Source organism: Actinomadura sp. NPDC048021, assembly GCF_040653135.1.
Lineage (GTDB): Bacteria > Actinomycetota > Actinomycetes > Streptosporangiales > Streptosporangiaceae > Spirillospora > Spirillospora verrucosospora.
This window is the reverse complement of the sequence record NZ_JBEZJQ010000010.1, coordinates 282,928-305,240: the sequence shown is the minus strand read 5'-3', so window position 1 is coordinate 305,240 and position 22,313 is coordinate 282,928. Positions and strand designations below refer to the sequence as shown.

Annotated in this window: 17 protein-coding genes; 13 read left to right on the top strand and 4 right to left on the bottom strand. The window is 73.8% G+C overall.

What is annotated here, in order from left to right; translation table 11 throughout:
* Positions 1-118: 118 nt before the first annotated feature.
* The 6 genes from AB0C87_RS19415 (at position 119) to AB0C87_RS19390 (ending at position 7,450) form a co-directional block, all read left to right on the top strand.
* A complete protein-coding gene (locus AB0C87_RS19415; RefSeq protein ID WP_345174784.1) occupies positions 119-1,123 on the top strand; it encodes an acyl-ACP desaturase in 1,005 nt (334 codons plus the stop codon).
* Positions 1,124-1,221: 98 nt separating this feature from the next.
* Complete coding sequence (locus AB0C87_RS19410) at positions 1,222-2,034, top strand: protein kinase (RefSeq protein WP_353835041.1); 813 nt, start codon at positions 1,222-1,224, stop codon at positions 2,032-2,034.
* Positions 2,035-2,082: 48 nt separating this feature from the next.
* Positions 2,083-4,041 carry a serine/threonine-protein kinase gene (locus AB0C87_RS19405; RefSeq protein WP_345174787.1) on the top strand — a complete coding sequence of 653 codons (1,959 nt, stop codon included), beginning with the start codon at positions 2,083-2,085 and terminating at the stop codon, positions 4,039-4,041.
* 62 nt (positions 4,042-4,103) lie between these two features.
* Positions 4,104-5,423 (top strand): hypothetical protein, encoded by a 1,320-nt coding sequence (locus AB0C87_RS19400; RefSeq protein WP_360578741.1) that lies wholly within the window; start codon positions 4,104-4,106, stop codon positions 5,421-5,423.
* 275 nt (positions 5,424-5,698) lie between these two features.
* Positions 5,699-6,478: an electron transfer flavoprotein subunit beta/FixA family protein gene (locus tag AB0C87_RS19395; protein WP_345174791.1), complete on the top strand. Its 780-nt coding sequence runs from the start codon at positions 5,699-5,701 to the stop codon at positions 6,476-6,478.
* Positions 6,479-6,499: 21 nt separating this feature from the next.
* The gene (locus AB0C87_RS19390; RefSeq protein ID WP_360578740.1) at positions 6,500-7,450 is read left to right on the top strand and encodes an electron transfer flavoprotein subunit alpha/FixB family protein; all 951 of its coding nucleotides are present in this window, start codon (positions 6,500-6,502) and stop codon (positions 7,448-7,450) included.
* A 48-nt stretch (positions 7,451-7,498) separates the two neighbouring features.
* On the opposite strand, the gene AB0C87_RS19385 is transcribed toward AB0C87_RS19390, so the two are convergent.
* The 3 genes from AB0C87_RS19385 to AB0C87_RS19375 form a co-directional block, all read right to left on the bottom strand.
* Positions 7,499-9,307: a serine/threonine-protein kinase gene (locus tag AB0C87_RS19385; RefSeq protein ID WP_360578738.1), complete on the bottom strand. Its 1,809-nt coding sequence runs from the start codon at positions 9,305-9,307 to the stop codon at positions 7,499-7,501.
* Positions 9,308-9,355: 48 nt separating this feature from the next.
* Entirely contained in the window at positions 9,356-10,579 is a 1,224-nt protein-coding gene (locus AB0C87_RS19380) for an MFS transporter (RefSeq protein WP_345174794.1), read from the bottom strand.
* A 178-nt stretch (positions 10,580-10,757) separates the two neighbouring features.
* Positions 10,758-11,279, bottom strand: coding sequence for a TetR/AcrR family transcriptional regulator (locus tag AB0C87_RS19375; protein ID WP_345174797.1), 522 nt, complete (start codon positions 11,277-11,279; stop codon positions 10,758-10,760).
* Between the two features lie 143 nt (positions 11,280-11,422).
* Here AB0C87_RS19375 and AB0C87_RS19370 point away from each other — a divergent pair, with 143 nt between their 5' ends.
* Both AB0C87_RS19370 and AB0C87_RS19365 read left to right on the top strand, forming a co-directional pair.
* A complete protein-coding gene (locus AB0C87_RS19370) occupies positions 11,423-12,598 on the top strand; it encodes a cysteine desulfurase family protein (protein WP_345175205.1) in 1,176 nt (391 codons plus the stop codon).
* 39 nt (positions 12,599-12,637) lie between these two features.
* Positions 12,638-13,465, top strand: a complete 828-nt coding sequence (locus AB0C87_RS19365; protein ID WP_345174799.1) for a DUF1206 domain-containing protein — start codon at positions 12,638-12,640, stop codon at positions 13,463-13,465.
* Between the two features lie 10 nt (positions 13,466-13,475).
* Here the strand turns inward: AB0C87_RS19365 and AB0C87_RS19360 are convergent, their stop codons facing one another.
* Positions 13,476-14,561, bottom strand: coding sequence for a DUF695 domain-containing protein (locus AB0C87_RS19360; protein WP_345174800.1), 1,086 nt, complete (start codon positions 14,559-14,561; stop codon positions 13,476-13,478).
* Between the two features lie 67 nt (positions 14,562-14,628).
* On the opposite strand from AB0C87_RS19360, the gene mnmA reads away from it, so the two are divergent.
* The 5 genes from mnmA (at position 14,629) to AB0C87_RS19335 (ending at position 22,176) form a co-directional block, all read left to right on the top strand.
* Complete coding sequence (mnmA, locus tag AB0C87_RS19355; RefSeq protein WP_353834078.1) at positions 14,629-15,705, top strand: tRNA 2-thiouridine(34) synthase MnmA; 1,077 nt, start codon at positions 14,629-14,631, stop codon at positions 15,703-15,705.
* A gap of 24 nt (positions 15,706-15,729) precedes the next feature.
* On the top strand, positions 15,730-16,548 hold the full coding sequence (locus tag AB0C87_RS19350; RefSeq protein ID WP_360578734.1) for an LLM class F420-dependent oxidoreductase: 819 nt from the start codon (positions 15,730-15,732) through the stop codon (positions 16,546-16,548).
* 33 nt (positions 16,549-16,581) lie between these two features.
* A complete protein-coding gene (locus AB0C87_RS19345; RefSeq protein ID WP_360578732.1) occupies positions 16,582-17,583 on the top strand; it encodes a methionine synthase in 1,002 nt (333 codons plus the stop codon).
* A gap of 51 nt (positions 17,584-17,634) precedes the next feature.
* Positions 17,635-19,803, top strand: a complete 2,169-nt coding sequence (gene ligA, locus AB0C87_RS19340) for an NAD-dependent DNA ligase LigA (protein WP_345174808.1) — start codon at positions 17,635-17,637, stop codon at positions 19,801-19,803.
* A gap of 258 nt (positions 19,804-20,061) precedes the next feature.
* Positions 20,062-22,176 (top strand): EAL domain-containing protein, encoded by a 2,115-nt coding sequence (locus AB0C87_RS19335; RefSeq protein WP_353834074.1) that lies wholly within the window; start codon positions 20,062-20,064, stop codon positions 22,174-22,176.
* Positions 22,177-22,313: the final 137 nt, after the last annotated feature.

Sequence of the window (22,313 nt, the reverse complement as noted above, 5' to 3'; positions counted from 1 at the left end):
GAGGCGTCATGCCGATTTCGCGCGGACCTACAAAAGTTCCGGCGCCTTGCTTGTCGCGGTGCTGACTTGACGGGGCTCGCGCCGACTCGCGACCATCGAACCTACGCTTGAGTAGGTTGTGAACGGCCTGCTGGGCGCCCGCAAAGACGACCTCGTCCAGCGAAGGAACCGCATGTCCGTGACCCCCGAAGAGAAGTCCCAGACCGGCCTCATGCTCGACCTCGAGCCGGTGGTCGAGCAGGAGCTGAACCGGCACCTGTCCATGGCCAAGGAATGGTTCCCGCACCAGTACGTCCCGTGGAGCGAGGGCCGCGACTTCGACGGGCCGCTGGGCGGCGAGCCGTGGTCCATCGAGCAGTCGAAGGTGACTCCCGAGGCGCGCGACTCCCTGATCGTCAACCTCCTCACCGAGGACAACCTGCCCGGCTACCACCGCGCCATCGCCACCGTCTTCGGCCGCGACGGCGCCTGGGGCACGTGGGTGAACCGCTGGACGGCCGAGGAGAACCGGCACGGCATCGCCCTGCGCGACTACCTCACCGTGAGCCGCGCGGTCGACCCGATCGCGCTGGAGCGCGCCCGCATGCACCACATGGAGGCGGGCTACGAGGCCGACCACGGCGACTCGTTCCTGCACGGGACGGCGTACGTGTCGTTCCAGGAGCTCGCGACCCGCGTGTCGCACCGCAACACCGGCAAGGCGTCCGGCGACCCCGTCTGCGAGCAGATGATGACGCGCATCGCCGCCGACGAGAACCTCCACATGATCTTCTACCGGAACCTGATGGGCGCCGCGCTGGAGGCCTCCCCGAACGAGACGATGCGGGCGATCACCGACGTCGTGACGACGTTCCAGATGCCCGGCCACAGCATCGACGGCTTCCTGCGCAAGTCGGTCGTCATCGCCAACGCCGGCATCTACGACCTGCGGCTCCACCACGACGACGTGCTCGTCCCGGTGCTGCGCAAGTGGGGCGTCTTCGACCGCACCGACCTGACGGGCGACGGCGAGAAGGCCCGCGAGGAGCTCGCCGAGTTCCTGGAGCAGCTCGACGCCGCCGCCACCAAGTTCGAGACCCGCCGCGAGGAGCGCCGGGCCCGCCAGGCGGCGCGCAAGGGCTAGCCGGCCCGCGAGGCGGACCCGCGGGAACCCGGGTGACCTGAACCGGACTCGCGCGGACGCCGGGAACCCGGAGGGCGTTTCCTGGCGTCAAAGGGTGCATGGGGACGCACAGGAGACTGGGCGGGTACCGGTTGCTGGGCGAGATCGGCCGGGGGAGCACGGCGGTGGTCCACCTGGCCATGGACGCCGCCGGCCGGGAGGTCGCGGTCAAGGAGCTCGTTCCGGAGCTCGCGGGGGAGCCGGAGGCGATCAGCCGGCTGGCGCGGGAGATGCGGGCGCAGGCGCGGGTGCGCAGCGCCCACGTCGCCCGCCTGCTGGACGGGGCGGTCTCGGCGCCGAGGCCGCACGTGGTCATGCAGTACGTGCCGGGGTGCCCGCTGAACGACCTCGTCCCGGCGTACGGGCCGCTGCGCGGCGACCGGCTCGTCCGGTTCGCGCGGCGGCTGGCGCTGGCGCTCGGGGACGTCCACGACGCGGGCGTGCTGCACCGCGACGTGTCGCCCGGCAACGTCATCGTTCTGGGCGACCGCCCGACGCTGATCGACTTCGGGATCGCGCACGAGTCCGGCGCGGAGCAGATCACCAGGCGCGGCATGGTCGTGGGGACGCCCGCCTACCTGGCGCCCGAGCTGATCGAGGGGGAGCGCGCCACCGCCGCGTCGGACGTGTTCTCGTGGGCGTCGACCGTGGCCTACGCGGCGACGGGCCGCCCGCCGTTCGGGCGCGGGTCGCTGCAGGGGGTGTGCTTCCGGATCCTGCGCGGCCAGGCCGACATCGACGGCGCGCCCGAGCCGCTGGCGGGGCTGCTGCGGGCGGCGTTCCGCCGCGACCCCGCGGAGCGTCCCTCCGCGCGCTGGTTCGCCGGGGCGCTGGCCGGGGCGGCCGAGGGCCACGGGGTGGTGGCGGCCTGATGGCTGGATCTCCCCGGCAGGATGGGCAAGGGTAGGGTTTCGGAAACGATGAGGGGAGCCGTCACGTCCGGGGACCGAATCGGCCACTACAGCGTCCAGCGAACCCTGGGGGAAGGGGGGATGGGCGTCGTCTACCTCGGCGCCGACCCCGAGGGGCGCAACGTGGCCATCAAGGTGCTGCGGCCCGCGGTCGCCGGAGACGCCACGGCGCGTCGCCGGCTGGCCCGCGAGGTCGACTCGATGCGCAGGGTCCACAGCCCGCACGTCGCGGAGATCCTCGACGCCGACGTGACCGCCGACCAGCCCTACATCGTGACCCAGTACGTGCCCGGCCGGACGCTGGAGGAGATCGTCGAGGAGTCCGGCCCGATCTACGGGCCGGCGCTGCAGCGGCTCGGCGTGGGGCTGGCGTCGGCGCTGTCGGCGATCCACGGCGCCGGGATCGTGCACCGCGACATGAAGCCCGGCAACGTGATGCTCGTGGACGGCGAGCCCGTCGTGATCGACTTCGGCATCGCGCAGGCCGCCGACGCGACCCGGCTGACCGCGACCGGCATGGTCATCGGCACCCCCGGCTACCTCGCCCCGGAGATCATCGAGGGTGAGGACGCGGGCCCGCCGTCGGACGTGCACGCCTGGGGCGGGACGGTCGCCTACGCCGCGACCGGCCGCCCGCCCTTCGGCTCCGGCACCTTCGAATCGATCTTCTACAAGATCATGCAGAGCACGCCCGATCTGGACGGCGTGCCCGAGGCGATGCTGCCCGTGCTGCGGTCGGCGATGGCGCGGCACCCGGCCGAGCGGCCGACGGCCGTCAACCTGGTGCAGCTCACGCGCCGCATCCATCTCGAAGCCACCATCACCGACCAGACGCGCGTCGACCGGCACTACCCGGCGGCCGGGGCCGCCGGCGCGGCGGGTGCGGCCGGTGCGCCGGGCGGGCCGGGGCAGCCGGGGCCGGAGGAGACGGCCGCCGACCACTCCCGGCAGTTCTCCATGCCGGCGCCGCAGGACCCGCCGTCGTCCGGGACGTCGTCGGCGTCGCCCGGGATGCCGGTCCCGGCGCCCGCACCCGTCCCGACGCCCGCGCCCGTCCCGGCGCAGCCGAAGGACTTCGTCGGCCAGCTGCCGCCCGCGGCGCCGCCGCCCGTCCCGCCGCCCGGCCCCGCGCCGTTCAAGGCGGGGGAGCAGTACGGGCAGCGCGGCTACGGGCCGCCCGCCCCCTACGACCAGGGCCCCTACCAGGGCGGGTATCCGCCGCCGCAGTACGGGCCCCCGCCGAACCAGCCGCCGCAGGGCGCGCTCCAGCGCGGCCCGTACGAGCCGGAGGCGCGGCAGCGCCCCGACCAGGCCCGTCCCGACCGCGCCGACGGGTCCGAGCGCGACAAGGAGCGGCGCAAGCCCTACGGCTGGTACCGGGTGCTCAGCTTCATCGTCCTGGTGGCGCTGCTGGGGTTCGCCCACATCGCGCCGCTGCTCGCCCTCGGCGTCACCGTCGCCGGCGTGTTCGTCCTGCGGGCGGGCGACAAGGCGGCCAAGGGCATGGAGGGCCGGCAGACGCGGCGGGGCCCGCGCTCGGGCGACGCCGTCGCGGCCGCGTTCCGGACGCCGCTGCACCTTCCCGGCGCGCTGATGTCGACCGTGCTGTGGACGTCGCTCAGCGGCCTCGCGGGGCTGATCTTTCTCGGTGTGCTGATCTTCGCCGATCCGGCGATGACCGCCTCCCGGGCCATCGCCTACGCGGCGATGGCCGTGATCGGGCTGCTCTGCCTCGCGCCGGGCAGCGGCGCGCCCCGCCGCCAGCTGGCCCGCATCTGGGGAGCGGTGCTGCCGCGCGCCGAGGCCGCCCTCGTCGGGGCCCTCATCCTCGGGATCTTCGCCGCGGTGCTGGTCGGGCTGTCGCAGCGGCAGCCGCCCGACACCACGCCGGTGGACGGGATGAGCCAGGATCTGGAGAGCCTGCGCGCCGACGTCCACGACCTCGTGGCGAGCATCCCCGGGACGTGACGCGCGGCGCCTCCGGCGACGGGGGCGCGTCCCCTCTCCGGTCGATAGGGTGGCGACCCATTATGAGCGGTGAGACGAGCCACCAGGCGCACATCGGTCCGTACAGGCTGCTGTCCAGGCTGGGCGGCGGAACCGGCGACGTCCACCGCGCCGCGGGCCCCGACGGCCGCGACGTGGCGATCCGGCTCCTGCCGCCGGGCGCCGCGCCCGACGTCCCGCGGATGCGCGAGGTGCTCAGCCCCTACGTGGCGGACGTCCTGGACGGCGAGGCCGCCGGTCCGCGCCCCTACGTGGTGTTCCGGTTCGTCCCCGGGCGTCCGCTCGCCGAGACGGTCGCCGAGCAAGGGCCGATGGCGGGGGACGCGCTGCGCCGCATGGCCTTCGGGCTGGCCAAGGCTCTCGCCGCCATCCACCTGGCCGGCCTCGCGCACGGCGAGCTGGGGCCGGGAACGGTGCTGGTGGTGGACGACGCGCCGGTCGTCGTCGACTTCGCGTTGACCTCCGGCGCCGGCGCCGCGGACGATGTCCGCGCGTGGGCGGCCACGGTGGCGTTCGCCGCCACCGGCCGTCCGGACGCGCCCGCCGAGGCGCTGCCCGCCGATCTGCGCCCGCTGGTGGCGGCCGCCTCGCATCCCGACCCGGCCGCCCGCCCGTCGGCGGCCGAGCTGGCGGAGGCGGCGTCCCGCCTGAAGCTTCCGGCGGCCGCCGCGTCCCCGGCCGCCGCCCGTCCCGCCGCCGAGGCGCTGGCGCCGCAGGTCCCGGCCCCGGCTCCGGCGGACGTCCCGACCGCGTCCCCCGCCGGAACACGGGAGACGGCGGCGCACGAGGCGGCGGCGCACGACATGGCGGTGACGCAGGGCTGGGCACGGCTGCTCGCGGCCCTGGTCGTGGTCGCCGGCGTCGGGGTCGTGATCATGCTGCCGATCGCGGGTCTCGTCCTGACGCTGGCCGCGGTGACGCTGCTGCGGGTGGCGGGCACGACGGCGCGCGGCTGGGCGTGGGCGGTCGGGCGGACGCTGCTGACCGTCCCCTACGCGGCGGTGTTCACGGTCGCCGTCCCGCTCGGGCTCGCCGCGGTGTCGGCGGTCGGCGGGAAGCTCGACTCGCTGACGTCCTGCGCGTTCGGCGCGGGGGCGGGGGCCGCCGTGCTGTGGACGGCGCCGGGCGTCAGCGCTCCGCGGCGCCAGCTGGAGCGGATGTTCCTGCCGGTGGCGCGGCGGCCGCGCGCGGTCGCCGCCGCGGTCGTGGGCCTCGGCGTGCTGTGCCTGCTCGTCGGCGTCGGCGCGATGACGCTGACGCCGAGCTTCTCCCCGACCTACGGCCTGCAGCGGACGCTGGAGAGCTCGATGGACCGCCTCCAGCACGCCGTCAACGGGGTGTGAGGCATGATGTCCGTCACGTCCGGTTCGGGACGCCGCATGCACCGCAAACCCGCCGCACACGTGGGTAAGGTCTCACGAACTGGGATTTGCCAGTAGGCTACCGACGAGTAACATTATCGTGCACGGCCGAACCGGGGACCCGGCTCCGAAGCACGTTCGGGTGTTTGGCAGGCTGTGACTGCGAAAGCGCATGTCCGCGTCGACCCGCCATGGGCGGCGCCCCTCTGCCGCTTACCTCAGCGGCCAACTGAGTGCAGGGAGGTCGGCCACCGGCCATGAACATCGTCGTCCTGGTGAAGCAGGTTCCCGATACGGAGAGCCCGCGCAAGCTGAAGTCCGATGACAGCACGCTCGACCGCGCCGCGGCGGACGGAGTCATCAACGAACTCTGCGAGTACGCCATCGAAGAGGCGCTGCGCATCAAGGAGGCCCACGGCGGCGAGGTGACCGTCCTCACCATGGGTCCCGACAAGGCCACCGACTCCATCCGCAAGGCGCTGGCGATGGGCGCCGACAAGGCCGTCCACCTCCTCGACGACGGCCTCGCGGGCTCCGACGCGCTGCAGACCTCGTACGCGCTGGAGCAGGCGCTCGGACGCACCGGGTTCGACCTGGTCGTCCTCGGCGCGGAGTCCACCGACGCGCGCACCGGCATGATCGCCGCGATGCTCGCCGAGCGCCTCGGCGTCCCGCAGCTCTCGCTCGCCAACAAGGTCGAGATCGACGGGACGTCCATCAAGGTGCAGCGGCAGACCGACTACGGCTTCGACCGGGTCGAGGCGAGCCTGCCCGCGGTCGTGTCCGTGGTGGAGAAGATCAACGAGCCGCGCTACCCCTCGTTCAAGGGGATCATGGCGGCCAAGAAGAAGCCGGTCGAGACGCTCGGTCTCGGCGACGCCGGCATCGACGCGTCGCGGGTCGGCCTGGCGAACGCCGCGACCGAGGTGGTCGACTTCGCCGAGGCGCCGCCGCGCGCGAAGGGCGAGATCGTCACCGACGAGGGCGACGGCGGTGCGAAGATCGCCGAGTTCCTCGCGTCGAAGAAGTTCGTCTGACCGAGGAAGGGGATTGCAACCATGGCCGAGATTCTCGTCCTCGTCGACCACGTCGACGGTGAGGTCAAGAAGGTCACGCTCGAACTGCTGACGCTGGCGAACCGGCTCGGCGAGGCCGCCGCCGTATGGGTCGGCCCGGGCTACGAGAACGCCAAGGACAGGCTCGCCGAGTACGGCGCCGGCAAGGTCTACGTGGCCGCCGACGAGGAGCTGGCCTCCTACGTCGTCGCCCCGAAGGCCGCGCTGCTGGCCCAGCTCGTCAGCGAGAAGTCCCCGGCCGCGGTGCTGGTGGCCGCGACCGGCGAGGGCAAGGAGATCGCGGGCCGCCTCGCCGTCAAGACCGGCTCCGGCGTGCTCAGCGACGTCGTGGACGTCGCCGACGGCTTCGTCGGCGAGCACTCCATCTTCGGCGGCGCGATCATCGCGCACGCCAGGGTGCGGACGGGCACGCCGATCATCGCGGTGCGGCCGAACTCCGTCGCCCCCGAGGCGGCCCCGGCCACCCCGGCCGAGGAGCAGGTGTCGGTCACGCTCTCGGACGCCGACAAGGGCGCCAAGATCGTGGAGAAGGTCGTCCAGGAGAAGGGCGAGCGCCCGGACCTGACCGAGGCCGCGATCGTGGTCTCCGGCGGCCGCGGCGTCGGCGGCGCCGAGAACTTCAAGATCATCGAGGGGCTGGCCGACTCGCTCGGCGCGGCCGTCGGCGCCTCCCGCGCCGCGACCGACGCCGGCTGGTACCCGCACTCGTTCCAGGTCGGCCAGACCGGCAAGACGGTGTCGCCGCAGCTGTACATCGCGGTCGGCATCTCCGGTGCCATCCAGCACCGGGCCGGCATGCAGACCTCGAAGACCATCGTCGCGGTCAACAAGGACCCCGAGGCGCCGATCTTCGAGCTGGTCGACTACGGCGTGGTGGGCGACCTGTTCCAGGTCGCGCCGCAGCTCACCGAGGAGATCAGCAAGCGCAAGTGATCTCATGCGGACGGCCCGGCGACGCTCGCGTCGCCGGGCCGCCGTCGTTCAGGAGCGCTTGGGCGACGGGTACGGAACCTCCTTGAGCAGCGCGGGCTTCAGAATGTCGTTGACCTCGGCGTAGGGGAGCACGTTGTCGAGCTGCCCGCACGCCGACTCGTACCCCAGGGTCGAGAGGTAGAAGGCCACGCGCAGCCCCGTCGGGGTGAGGGCCATGGTGACCTCGCCGGACCCGACGAACGCGGACGGGTTGTCGGTGCCCTGCGGCAGGCCCGCGCCGCCCGCCTGGCCTCTGCCGCAGTAGGCGCCGCCGGGCTGGCGGGCCTTGATCCTGCCGTCCAGCGGCTTCAGGCCCTGGCCGCTCGGGACGCGGAACAGGTCGGTCGGCCGGTAGGAGGCGCCGGTCCGCAGGTCGACGGTCGCCGCCTGGGACTGGTCCCAGCCCGTCCCGCGCTCGCCGCGCAGCTCGACCTTGTACCAGACCGACAGCAGCCGGTCGCCGCGCAGGAGGATCGCCGGCGTCACGACATCGGTGTAGGCGCCGCGGCCGATGTCCTTCAAGCCGTTGCGGGTCTTCGCCCAGCGCCGTTCGAGCGGCGCCCGCAGCGCCTGGTTGATCTTCCGGTTGAGCGTGGCGTCCCCGCCCGTGACGCGCACGACCCGGCCCTGCGCCTGGAACGTCATCCCGCCGCCGAGTTCCCGCCGCGGCTCGCTGAGCGCCACCAGCCGCGCGACGATCGGCTTGGGCGCCTCCTGCGCCGTGGCGACGTAGACCGCCGCGCCGCCGCCCACGGCCACGGCCGCGGCGCCGCCCGCGACGGCCGCCGTGCCCTTCACGCCGAGCGTGCCGATGACGCCCTTGCCCGCCGCGCCCGCCGCTCCGGCTCCGCCCGTCCCCGCGGCGCCCCCCGACCCGGCGACCCCGGCGGCCCCGGCGGTGCCCGCGGCCCCGGCCGCGCCCGCCGAGGCGCCGCCCCCGCCGAGGCCGAGCGCGGTCAGGGGGAACAGCACCGACAGCGCGGCGGCGGCGCCCGCGAGCGTGCGGATGCCGCGTCCCTCCCAGTCGGTCCCGTACGCGCCCGCCGCGACCGACTCCAGTTCGGAGACGAACGCGGCGGCGCCCGGCGGACGGTCCCACGGGTTCTTCGCCAGCCCGCGCTCGATCAGCGGGCGGAGCGGCCCGGGGACGTCCCCCACCGGGATCGGGGCCGTGAGGTGGCGGCCCATCAGCCCGGCCGGGTTCCCGGCGGTGTACGGGCGGTGTCCCGTCACGCACTCGTAGAACACGCACGCCGCCGCGTACACGTCGGTCGCGGGGGAGGCGGGCTCGTCCCGCCACTGCTCGGGGGCCATGTAGACCGGCGTCCCCGACCGCCCGGACGCGCCCGCGTCCACCGCGATGCCGAAGTCGATCAGCTTGCTCAGCCCGTCGCCGCGCACGATCACGTTCGCGGGCTTGTAGTCGCGGTGGACGATGCCGAGGCCGTGCGCGGCGGCGAGGCCCAGCAGCGAGCCCTTGAGCACCGCCAGGGCGGCCTCGGGCGCCAGCGGCCCCCGCTCGGCGAGCACCGACTTCAGCGGCGCCCCGTCCACCGCCTCCATGACGATCGCCGCGCCGTCCGGCGTCTCGACGAGACCGAACAGCTGGGCGACGTACGGGTTGCGCAGCCGGCTGAGCAGGTCGGCCTCGCCGCGGAACCGTTCGCGGAACTCCGCGTCACCGGCGAGGGCCGGCGCCAGGTACTTGATCGCCGCTGGACGCCCCGTCGCGTCGTGCCGCGCGAGCACGACGCGACCCTGCGCGCCCTCGCCGAGAACGCGCATCTCGCTGTAGCCGGGAACCCGCCATCCGTCCATACCGCCCCCACACACCCGTCGTGGAAGGGGTTATATCGGATGTGGGCCTCAGGCGGCGACGGGTTCCGGCCGGGAGTCGCCCGCCGCCGGAGCCTGCGCCGGGGGCTCGGCCGGGGCGGGGACGGAGATGTCCGCGGTCGCGCGCAGCGGCGCGTACCGGGCGCCCGCCGCGATCAGCAGCGCCAGCACGACGACCACGCCGACGCCGACCCGCAGGGACGTCGCCTCCGACAGGAAGCCGACCACGACCGGCCCGAGCAGCAGGCCGCCGTAGCCCATCGCGCCGACCTGGGCGACGGCCGCGCCGGGACGGTCCGGAGCGGCGGAGCCCGCCAGCGAGATCGTCGTCGGGACGACCGTGCAGACCACGAGCCCGGTCAGGAAGAACCCGGCGATCGCCACCGCGGGGACCGGGGCCAGCACGACGACGGTCATGCCGGCGGCGGTCCCGAGGCCGGCCCCGACCAGCAGCCGGCGGGTGCCGACCCGCATCCGGACGCGGTCGCCGACGAGCCGCCCGAGCAGCATCGCCAGCTCGAACATCGGGTAGCCGGCCGCGGCGACGGCCTCGGTCGCGCCGAGCTCGTCGTGCAGCAGCAGCCCGCTCCAGTCGGCGATCGACCCCTCGGTCATGAAGGCGATGAACGCGAGGACGCCGATCAGGTAGACGGCGGGGGGCATCCGGCGCGCCCCGCGTCCCGTCCCGGACGCGGCGGGCGCGGCGGGGTCGGGCAGGTAGGTGCGGCCGAGCGCGAGCCCGGCGGGCACCGACAGCACCGCGGTGACCAGCACGGTCTCGGTGAACCCGAAACCGGCGGCGGCGGTCGCGACGCCGAACAGGCCGCCGCTCATCGCGCCGACGCACCAGCCGGCGTGCATGCCGCTCATGACGGACCGGCGGTACGCCTGCTCGACGACGCTGCCCTGCGCGTTCATCGCGATGTCGGTGATCCCGAACGTCATGCCGAACAGCGCGACGGCGCCGAGGAGCACGCCGTAGGTGGGGGCGAGCGCCACCGCCGCGTACGACAGGCCCGTCAGCGGCAGGGCGATCCGCAGGACGGCGCGGCTGCCGGCCCGCGCCATCACGCCGCGCAGCGCCTGCATGGCCGCGATCGCGCCGAGCCCCCAGACGAGGACGACGATGCCGATCTCGCCCTCGTTCGTCCCGAACTTGCCGGCCAGCGCGGGCATGCGCGCCACCCACACTCCGGTCAGCAGACCGGCCAGTGCGAAGGTCAGGAACGTCCCCGAACGGGCACGGAACAGCATTGTTCACCTCTTTCTCGTCTCGGCGGGGCGAACCCCGGCGTGTGGCATGCGGCGTCCGCGACGTGCGCCGTCGCGGGACGTGCGCCGTCGTGTGACATAGGTCATGGAACGCTCCAAACCCGTGTGGGCCCGGAACGCCCGGAAGGTCGGGCGGGGCGCGGGCGGCGCGCCCCCGGCGTCAGCGCTCCAGCAACCCCAGAAGCCGCTGTTTCAGCGCTCTGAGCTGCTCGGCGTCGTACAGCCCGGGATCATGGCTGACCACCTCCCAGAGGCCCTCGGCCGCCAGCCTGACGACCGCCGCGTCGCCCGGGTCGGGATCGTCCGCCGGGTCGTGGCCGTGCCAGCGGCGCATCGCCTCGTTCAGCGGCTCGGCCTGCTCGGGGTCGGCGGCCGCGGCCGTGATGGCCGACCACCGCCGGTAGGCGCGGGCCTCACCGGTGAGGATCTCGAACGTGGCCTCGACGTAGGCCCGGGTGTAGGACCCCGGCGTGCCGTCGTCGTAGGAGGCGATCAGGCCGTCGAACTCCTCGATGACCCGCGCCACCATGGCCCGGACGAGCGCCTCCTTGGTGGGGAAGTGGTAGAGCAGCCCTCCCTTGCTGACGCCGGCGCGGTCGGCGACCGCGCTGAGGGTCAGCGCCTGCGTCCCCTGCTCGAAGAGCACGGACTCGGCTGCGTCCAAGAGGGCTTCCCGTTTCATGACGTCCTTACTGTACCGGCTGGACGGTATACGGGCCAACCGGGGGCGGGCGCCCGCTATTCCCCCTGTCGAGGCCCGGCTTCCGGCCGTCGCACCGGGCACCGGAAGGGAACAGGAAGGGCGCGGATACTGTTGTCCGCGTGGTGACCTACCTCGACCATGCGGCGACCACCCCGATGCTGCCCGAGGCCATCGAGGCGATGACGGCGGAGTTGCGCGAGCTCGGCAATCCCTCCTCGCTGCACGCCGCGGGCCGGCGCGCCCGGCGCGTCGTCGAGGAGTCCCGCGAGCTCATCGCCGAGGCGTTCGGCGCCCGTCCGAGCGAGGTCGTGTTCACCTCCGGCGGCACCGAGGCCGACAACCTCGCCGTCAAGGGGATCTACTGGGCGCGCCGCGCCGCCGACCCGGCCCGCACCCGCGTGCTCGTCGGCGCCGTCGAGCACCACGCGGTCCTGGACGCGGTCCAGTGGCTCGCCGACCACGAGGGCGCCCGCGTCGACGTCGTCCCGGTGGACGGGCTCGGCCGCGTCGCTCCGGACGCGCTGCGCGAACTGCTCGGCTCCGGCGACGACGTGGCCCTCGCCACCGTGATGTGGGCCAACAACGAGGTCGGCACCGTCCAGCCCGTCGCCGAACTGGCCGCCGCCGCCGGCGAGCGCGGCGTCCCCCTGCACACCGACGCCGTCCAGGCCGCCGGGCAGCTGCCCGTCGGGTTCGCGGCGAGCGGCGCGCAGGCCCTGACCATCACCGGCCACAAGCTCGGCGGCCCGATCGGCGTCGGCGCGCTGCTGCTGGCCAAGCCGAAGCCGCCGGTGTTCCTCGACCCGGTGCCGCTGCTGCACGGCGGCGGCCAGGAGCGCGACGTCCGGTCCGGGACGCTCGACGCCCCCGCCATCGCGGGCTTCGCCGCCGCCGTCCGGGCCGCGGTCGCCCGCCGCGAAGCCGAGGCGGCCCGCCTCGCCGGGCTGCGCGACGAGCTGATCGCCGCCGTCCGGGACGCGGTCCCCGAGGCGGTGCTGAACGGCGACCCCGACGACCGCCTCCCCGGCAACGCGCACTTCTCCTTCCCCGGCTGCGAGGGCGACGCCCTGCTCATGCTCCTGGACGCGCGCGGCATCGCCTGCTCCACCGGATCGGCCTGCTCGGCGGGCGTCTCCCAGCCCAGCCATGTCCTGGTCGCCATGGACGCGGGCGCCGAGCGGGCCCGAGGGTCGCTGCGGTTCTCCCTCGGCCACACCAGCACCGAGGCCGACGTGAAGGCCCTCGCCGACGCCATCGGCCCGGTCGTCGAGCGCGCCCGCCGCGCGGGCCTCAGCTGACGCTGGTTTGACCTCCCCTTGAACGGGGACAGCGTGGCCGTGACGACGGATGTGAGCCGCGGGCTCAAGCAGGCGGCGGGACACCCTTGGTTCCACCACATGTCCCGGGTGGGGCTGGTCGCGCGCGGCCTGCTCTACCTCCTCATCGGCTGGCTGGCCCTCCAGGTCGCCTTCGGCGGCGGCGGGAAGGAGGCCGACCGCACGGGCGCGCTGGAGACCATCGCCGGCAAACCGGGCGGCCTCGTCCTCATCGCGCTGATGGCGGTCGGCTTCGCCGCGCTCGTCCTCTGGCAGATCGCGGAGGCCCTGCTCGGCCGTCCCGTCCCGGACGGCGACAAGGCGACCAAGCGCCTGATGTCGGCCGCACGCGCCGTCATTTACGCGGTCGCCTTCGTCGGGACCCTCGCGTTCCTCTTCGGCCACCACGGCTCGTCGAGCGACAAGCAGTCCAAGACCTACACCGCGCGGCTCATGGAGGCGCCCGGCGGCCGCTGGCTCGTCCTGGCGGTCGCGGTGGGCTTCCTCGTCGTGGGCGCGGTCATGGTCGTGAACGCCTTCCGGCACAAGTTCATGAAGGAACTCAAGTCCTGGGAGATGGGCAGGACCGCGCGCCGCGTCGTCAAGCCCCTCGCGATCGTCGGCAACACCGCCCGCGGCCTCGTCGTCGCCGCCGTCGGCGCCTTCCTCGCCTACGCGGCCGTCAGCTTCCAGCCCGACAAGGCCCAGGGCCTGGACGGCACCCTCCGCGAGTTCGCCTCGACCCCCGCCGGCCCCTGGGGCCTGGCCGCCATCGCCCTCGGCGTCATCACCTTCGGCCTCTACAACTTCTGCGAAGCCCGCTACCGCAAGGTGGACGCGAGCAACTAGCCCCTGGGAGTCACGGCTGGTAGGGGGCCAGGGCTCGCCAGCCGGGGTCGCTGGTGGAGGCGACCTTGGCCTTGCCCTCCGGCCAGCCCGCGGCCAGCTGGTCGAGTTCGGAGATGACGCCGGAGTCGGGGTCGGCGTACAGGTGGAAGACGCGCAGGCCGTCGCCGGTCTCGCGGACGGCGAGGACGGCGCGGTCGCCGAGCTTGGCGAGCTTCTTCTCGAACGCGCGCAGCGCGCCCGACGACGGCTCGACGGGGAGCCGGTCGGGGTTGCTGTTGGCGTACGGGACGGTGATCGCCACGTGCAGGTCGCAGAGCGGGTAGTCCTGCCGGTGCAGCGGGAACCGGGCGCCGAGGCGGGCGGGGTGGCCGCGGGGCGTGCGGCCCTCGCCGGTCAGCCAGGCCGGCTCGGCGAACGGCTCGGAGATCTGCTCCACGACCGCGGACAGCATGGACGGCGGGAGGGAGTCGATCGGCGCCTCGGTCGCGATCGTGACCTCGCCGATCCAGCGGGCCACGTCGTCCTCCCCGAGCGCCCAGTGCAGGACGTTCAGCGCGACCTGGAGCTGCTGCTCCTCGGAGACGAACAGGAAGTCGGGGTGGTAGGCGGTGATGTGCACGCGGGCGCGGTCGGCGTCGGCGCGCATGCCGAGCCGGACGTACTCCAGGTCGAACTCGTGGTCGCCGAGGATGAGGTCCTGGCCGAGCATCTCCGGGTCGGCCTGGCGGGACGGGTGGAAGCTCCAGCCGCCCGCGGCGGAGCCGGACGGGGCGGAGCGCGCCCAGCGCTCGGTCAGGCCGCGCAGCTCGGGGTCGCCGCCGCCGGTGACGGTCAGCGAGGGGTGGCGGTCGTCGGCACCGCCGATCTCCCACTGGAGCTCGGGGTGGATCTTGTGGACGAGGCGGGACAGCTCCTCCATCGTCTCGGCGGACAGGCCCTCACCGGGCGCGGCCGGATCGGACTCCTCGGACGGCTCCGGCCCGGCGGCCAGCGAGGCCTCGATCGTCGGGCGGGCCTGCGCCCACCACTCCCAGAACTCGCTGATGGCGGGCGGTGCGGCGGCGGACGCCTCGCGCGGACGACGGAAGATTCCCATAGCGGCCCCAATCGTACGCGGAAATGGAGTCGGGAGACCGGGCCACGCCGCGTACGCTCGAAGGACTATGCCTCTCCGTGTACTCGCCGCCATGTCGGGCGGCGTCGACTCCGCCGTGGCCGCCGCCCGCGCCGCCGAGGCCGGGCACGATGTGACCGGCGTCCACATGGCCCTGTCCAGCAATCCCCAGTCGTACCGGACGGGGGCGCGCGGCTGCTGCACCCTGGAGGACTCCCGGGACGCCCGCCGCGCCGCCGACGTGATCGGCATCCCGTTCTACGTGTGGGACCTCGCCGAGCGCTTCCACCGGGACGTGGTGGAGGACTTCGTCAGCGAGTACGCGGCGGGCCGCACCCCGAACCCGTGCCTGCGCTGCAACGAGAAGATCAAGTTCGCGGCGCTGCTGGACCGGGCGATGGCGCTCGGCTTCGACGCCGTCTGCACCGGCCACTACGCGCGGCTGGACGGCGGCGTCCTGCGGCGCGGCGTCGACGCGGGCAAGGACCAGTCGTACGTCCTGGCCGTCTGCACGCCCGAGCAGCTCGCGCACGCGCTGTTCCCGCTCGGCGACACCTCCAAGGCCGACATCCGGCTGGAGGCGGAGCGCCGCGGCCTCCAGGTCGCCGACAAGCCCGACAGCCACGACATCTGCTTCATCGCCGACGGCGACACGCGCGGCTTCCTGGCCGAGCGGCTGGGGTCGGCGCCCGGCCCGATCGTCGACGCCGACGGCAACGAGGTCGGCGAGCACGACGGCGCCTACGCCTACACGATCGGGCAGCGCAAGGGCCTGCGGATCGGCACCCCGGCGCCGGACGGGCGGCCCCGCTACGTCCTCGACATCTCCCCGGTCACCAACACCGTGACGGTGGGGCCGCGCGAGTCGCTGGACGTCCACGAGATCACCGGCGAGCGCCCCGTGTGGCTGAGCGAGGCCCCGCGGGGCCCGTTCGAGTGCCAGGTCCAGCTCCGCGCGCACGGCGAGGTCCACGACTGCACGGCCGAGCACACCGGGAACGAGCTGCGCGTCCGCCTGGCCACGCCCGCGCGGGGCGTGGCGACCGGCCAGGCCGCCGTCCTCTACGACGGCGACCGCGTCCTCGGGTCGGCCACGATCGCGGAGACCGCGCGCGTCCCCGCCTGACCAGGGTGCCGGAAGGAGAGCGCGATGCGGTTCGGTGTCTCGACGTTCGTGACCGATGAGGGGATCGGCCCCGCCGCGCTCGGGCGGGCGCTGGAGGAGCGCGGGTTCGGGTCCCTGTTCGTCACCGAGCACACGCACATCCCCGTGAAGCGGGAGTCGGAGTATCCGGGCGGCGGCGAGCTGCCGCGCATCTACTACCGGACGCTCGACCCGTTCGTCGCGCTGTCGGCGGCCGCCGCCGTCACCGCGCGCCTCCGGCTCGGGACGGGCATCGCGCTGGTCGTCCAGCGCGACCCGATCACGCTGGCGAAGGAGGCCGCCTCCCTCGACCTGGTCTCCGGCGGACGCGCCGTGCTCGGCGTCGGCGCCGGCTGGAACCGGGAGGAGATGCGCAACCACGGCACCGACCCGGCGACCCGGATGCGGTTGATGCGCGAGCGGGTGCTGGCGGTCAAGGAGCTGTGGACGAAGGAGCGGGCCGAGTTCCACGGCGAGTTCGTCGACTTCGACCCGGTGTTCTCCTACCCGAAGCCCGTCCAGGACCCGCATCCGCCCGTGCTGGTCGGCGGCTCGGGGCCGACGGCGCTCGACCGGGTCGCGGAGTACGGCGACGGATGGATGCCGCTCTACGGCCGCGGAACCGGTGATCTCGCCGCCCGGATCGCGGACCTGCGCGAGCGGGCGGGACGCCGGGTGCCGGTGACGGTGTTCGCCGTCCCGGCCAGACCGGAGGCCGTCGCCGAGCTGGAGGCCGCGGGAGCCGACGAGGTCCTGTTCAACCTGCGGACCGAGCCGGAGGACGACACGCTCCGCCGCCTCGACCGGCTGGCCGCGCTGCTGTGATCGCCGCCCCGCGGCGCCGATAGGCTTTACAGGGTGACGAGCTTTCCGTGGCAGGCCGGGACGGCGACCGGCGTCGGGTCCTATCCGGGGGAGGACCCCGCCGAGGCGCTGCGGATCGTCCTCGGCGAGGTGCCCGAGCTGCCGCACCTGCCCGAGCTGCCCGCGCGCGGCCCCGGCGCCGATCTGGCGGGGCGGACCGCCGGCCTGCTGGTCGAGATGCCCGTGCACCTGGAGCCGTCCGGTTGGCGGTTCTCCGACCGCCCCGGGCGCGACACGCAGCGCTCCCGCGACCACCTCGCCCGTGACCTGGACGTCCTTGAGGAGGTCGCGGGCGGCCACGACGGCCCGTTCAAGATCCAGGTCTGTGGGCCGTGGACGCTGGCCGCCTCGATCGAGCTGCGGCACGGCGACCGGGCGCTGAAGGACCCCGGCGCCGTCCGCGACCTGACCGCCTCGCTGGCCGAGGGCGTCGCCGCCCACGTGGCCGGCGTCCAGCGCCGACTCCCGGCGGCGCAGATCATCCTGCAGTTGGACGAGCCCAGCCTGCCCGCCGCCCTGGCCGGGACGGTCCCGACCGCCAGCGGCTTCTCCCGCCTACGGGCGATCGAGGCGCCGATTGCCGAAGAGGCCCTCCGCACCGTGATCGGCGCGACGGACGCCTACCCCGTCGTGCACTGCTGCGCCCGGAACGTCCCCTACGACCTCCTGCGCGGCGCCGGCGCGAAGGCCCTCTCCATCGACCTGCGCCTGGTCCCGAGACGCGACGACGACGCCGTGGGGGAGGCGATCGACGCGGGGATCGGCCTGTTCCTCGGCGCCGTCCCCGCGACCGACGCCGCCCTTCCGCCCCTCAAGGCGACCGCCGAGCCGGTGCGGGAGCTGTGGCGCCGCTTCGGCTTCCCCGCCCAGCGGCTGGCCGAACAAGTCGTGATCACTCCGGCCTGCGGCATGGCGGGCGCCTCGCCCCGCCACGTCCGCGCCGCCCTCGCACGCTGCCGCGACACCGCCCGGATGCTCTACGAAGCGGCTCTCTAGAAGGGCGCGCCGAGGGCTCATATTGTCGGTCCCGTTGGCGAGAATAGGGGCATGACCATGAGCGACGGCGTTCCGACCGAGGCGCGGCAGCGCCACAAGGAGCTGAGCGAGCGGCTCGACGAGGCCAACTACCGGTACTACGTCCTCGACCAGCCGACGCTCTCCGACGCCGAGTACGACCGGATGATGCGCGACATCCGGGCGCTGGAGGAGCGGTATCCGGAGCTGGTCACGCCCGACTCGCCGACACAGCGGGTCGGCGCGCCCATCGTCACCGACTTCGCGACCGTCCAGCACCTGGAGCGGATGCAGAGCCTCGACAACGCGATGAGCGCCGAGGAGCTGCTCGCCTGGGACGAGCGGGTCGTCAAGGAGGTCGGCGAGGTCGCCGGCTACCTGTGCGAGCTGAAGATCGACGGCCTGGCGATCGCGCTGACGTACGAGAAGGGGCGGCTCGTGCGCGGGGTCACCCGCGGCGACGGGCGCACCGGCGAGGACGTCACCAACAACGTCCGCACCATCGCCGACATCCCCGCCCGGCTGGCCGGCGAGGGCTGGCCGGACGTCCTGGAGGTCCGCGGCGAGGTCTTCCTGCCGGTCGAGGGGTTCGAGCAGGTCAACGCGGTCCAGATCGAGGCGGGCAAGGAGCCCTTCGCCAACCCGCGCAACGCGGCGGCGGGCTCGCTGCGGCAGAAGGACCCGCGGGTGACCGCGCACCGGCCGCTCGGCATGCTCGTCCACGGGTTCGGCGCGTGGCGGGGCGGGGAGCAGCCCGACAGCCAGTCCGGCGCGTACGAGCTGATGCGCGGCTGGGGCCTGCCGGTCAGCGACCGCTACAAGGTCGTCTCCGGGCTCGGCGCCGTCCGCGAGTACATCGAGGAGTACGGCGAGGACCGGCACGGCACCGCCTACGAGATCGACGGGGTCGTCGTCAAGGTCGACCAGTTCGCGCTGCAGCGCCGGCTCGGGTCGACGAGCCGGGCGCCGCGCTGGGCGATCGCGTGGAAGTACCCGCCGGAGGAGGTCAACACCAAGCTCCTCGACATCAGGGTCGGCGTGGGGCGGACCGGGCGCGTCACCCCCTACGGGGTGATGGAGCCGATCAAGGTCGCCGGGTCCACGGTGGAGCGGGCGACGCTGCACAACGCGAGCGAGGTCAGGCGCAAGGGCGTGCTGATCGGCGACACGGTCGTGCTGCGCAAGGCGGGCGACGTCATCCCCGAGATCGTCGCGCCGGTGACCGGGCTGCGCGACGGGTCCGAGCGCGAGTTCGTCATGCCCGACACCTGCCCCGAGTGCGGGACGGAGCTGGCGTACGAGAAGGAGGGCGACGTCGACATCCGCTGCCCGAACGCCAGGAGCTGCCCCGGCCAGCTGCGCGAGCGGCTGTTCTACCTGGCGAGCCGCAAGGTGCTCGACATCGAGGCGCTCGGCTACGTCGCGGCGACCGCGCTCACCCAGCCGCTGGAGCCGAGCGACCCGCCGGTGAAGAACGAGGGCGACCTGTTCCACCTCACCGTCGACCAGCTGCTCCCGATCAGGAGCCCGGTCCTCGACCAGCGGACCGGCACGGCCAAGACCGACCCGAAGACCGGCGAGCCGAAGGTGGTGTCGTTCTTCGCCAACAAGGAGGGCGAGCCGAAGAAGACGGTCGAGATCCTCTTCGAGGAGCTGGAGAAGGCCAAGCGGCAGCCGCTGTGGCGGGTGCTGGTGGCGCTGTCGATCCGGCATGTCGGGCCGTCCGCCGCCCAGGACCTCGCGCGCGAGATGCGCTCGCTCGACGCGATCGCCGAGGCGACGGAGGAGGAGCTCGCCGCGGTGGACGGCGTGGGGCCCACCATCGCCGCGTCCATCAAGAAGTGGTTCGAGGAGCCCTGGCACCGCGAGATCGTCGACAAGTGGCGCGCCGCCGGCGTCCGGATGCGGGACGAGGGGGCCGCGGGGCCGCGCCCGCTGGAGGGCGTCAGCGTGGTGATCACCGGATCGCTGGAGGGGTTCAGCCGCGACTCGGCGACCGAGGCGGTGCAGCGGCTCGGCGGGAAGGTGTCCGGGTCGGTGTCGAAGAAGACGGGCTTCGTGGTCGTCGGCGACAGTCCAGGGTCGAAATACGATAAAGCGGTCAAGTTGGGCGTGCCGGTCCTGGCCGAGGAGGGGTTCCGGGTCCTCCTCTCCGATGGGCCAGATGCGGCCAAAAACGTAACTATGCGCGCGGACGCCTAACACGGCGTGGTTGCGGGGGTTTCGACCAGGGTTGCGTTACTCAGGGGTACACTTCCACTACCCAGCGACGAGGGACGGACGCGGAAAGGAAATAACGGAACGTACGCAACCGGTTTCGCGAAGTTGAGCGAAGGCCGTACCCTCCCTCACATCACGACCCACACCTGAAATCTCCGGACGTAACACCCGGGGGGCGTCCCCCGAGGTCGGGGACGCCCGGTGCCGGGGGGCGACCCCCCGCAGCCCCCCGAGGATGTGATGAAGGACCCGAACAACACGCGGAACACGGCGCCACGCCGTGGCTCCCCGTTGTGGATCTACTTCGTCGTCGTCATCCTGCTCGGCCTCGCCGCCGCGGCCGCCGCGTTCTCCGGGCTGACCCGCGCCGACCTGGACGCGCTCGCCGGAACCCCCGTGTTCTGGATCCTCGGCTGCTTCATCATCTTCGGCGAGCTGCGGCCGATCATCACGCCCGGCAGCACCGAGAACAACGGCGCCACCACCTCGACGACGTTCTCGTTCGCCGCGCTGCTGTACGCCGGGCTGCCCATCGCCGCCGCCCTCCAGGCCGTCGCCGTGATCACCTGCGGGATCTTCCGTTCCCGCTCCCCGCACCGCATCGCCTTCAACGTCGCGCAGTACACGCTCAGCCTGGCCGCCGCCCAGCTCGTCCTCGCGCTCTCCGGCGACCTCGCGACCCCCTCGCAGCTGTGGGTGCCGCACGGCTCCGACCTGCCCGCGATCGCGCTCGCCGGCGCCGTCTACTTCGTCTGCAACGACACCCTCGTCGGCGCCGCCGTCGCGCTGCACGCCCGCGTCTCGCTCGTCAAGGCGCTCCGCTGGGACCTGGCCTACCAGGTCCTCGTGCACCTGGCGCTGCTCGGCCTCGCCCCGCTGATGGTCATCGCGATGGACCGGTCCGCCGTCTTCGTGCCGCTGATCGTCCTGCCGTTCATCGCCGTCTACCTCAACGCCTCCGTCTCGGTCCGGCGCGAGCACCAGGCGCTGCACGACGGGCTGACCGGCCTGCCCAACCGCAAGCTGCTGATCGTCCGCACCGAGGAGGCCCTCGCCGAGGCGCGCGGCGCGGAGCGGCGGCTCCCGCGCGCCGCCGGGCTCGGGGCCCGGCGCCGCAAGGCGGCCGACCCGCCGGACCACCGCGCCGGGCTGTTCCTGCTCGACCTCGACCGGTTCAAGGAGGTCAACGACACCCTCGGGCACCCCACCGGCGACCGGCTGCTCCAGCTCGTCGCGCACCGGCTCACCCACAGCGTCCGCCCCGGCGACCTCGTCGCGCGGCTCGGCGGCGACGAGTTCGCGGTGCTGCTGCCCACCGTGCGGGACGAGGCCGCCGCCCGCGAGGTCGCCGCCCGGCTGCGCGCCGCGCTCTCCGAACCCGTCCGGCTGGACGGCATGTCGTTCGATCTGGAGGCCAGCGTCGGCATCGCGCTGTTCCCCGACCACGCGCCCGACTTCGAGCTGCTCCTGCAGCGCGCCGACGTCGCCATGTACAACGCCAAGGAGGCCCGGACCGGCGTCGAGACGTACTCGCCCGGCAAGGACCGCAACTCCCCGGCCCGGCTCAGCATGCTCGGCGATCTGCGCCGCGCCATCGACCGCTCCGAGCTGGAGCTGTTCTACCAACCGAAGATCTCGCTGCGGGACGGCCACCTCGTCGGCATGGAGGCCCTGCTGCGCTGGCGCCACCCCGACAAGGGCCTCCTGGAGCCCGAGGCGTTCCTGTCGGTCGCCGAGCAGACGTACCTGATGCGCTCGATCACCCACTACGTCGTGCAGGCCGCGCTCGCCCAGACCGCCGCGTGGTGGCGGGCGGACATGCCGGTCCAGGTCGCGGTGAACGCCTCGGGACGCGACCTGCTCGACACCGGGCTCACCGAGGTCATCGAGGAGGGCCTGCTCGCCCGCGGCCTGCCCGCCGCCGCGCTCCAACTGGAGATCACCGAGCGCATCCTGATGAACGAGCCCGCCTACGCCTCCGACACGGTGAGCGCCCTCGCCGAGCTCGGCATCCCGCTCAGCCTGGACGACTTCGGCACCGGCTACTCCTCCCTCGTGCGGCTCAAGCGCCTGCCCGTCGAGGAGATCAAGATCGACTCATCGTTCGTGGGGCGCCTGGCCGACTCTGCCGACGACGCCGTCATCGTCCGCTCGATCGTCGACCTCGTCCGCACGCTCGGGCTGCGCTCGGTCGCCGAGGGCGTCGAGGACCCGGCCACCGCAGAGCGGCTGCGGGAGATGGGCTGCGACGCCGCCCAGGGCTGGCACTTCTGCCGTCCCATGGACGCCGCGACCGCCACCGACTGGCTGTACTCCTTCGCCGTCCCCTCGGTGAAGGCGCCCGGAGGCGCCTGACCGCCACGGCCGAACGCCGATGGGGGCAGGGACCGTTTCGCACCAGAAGGGTCTTCCAGCGGACGCGCGGGCAGGGCGCCGCCCAGGTGAGGGGGCGCCCTGCCCGCCGCGGGGCGTGATGCGTGGGGCGGTGTCCG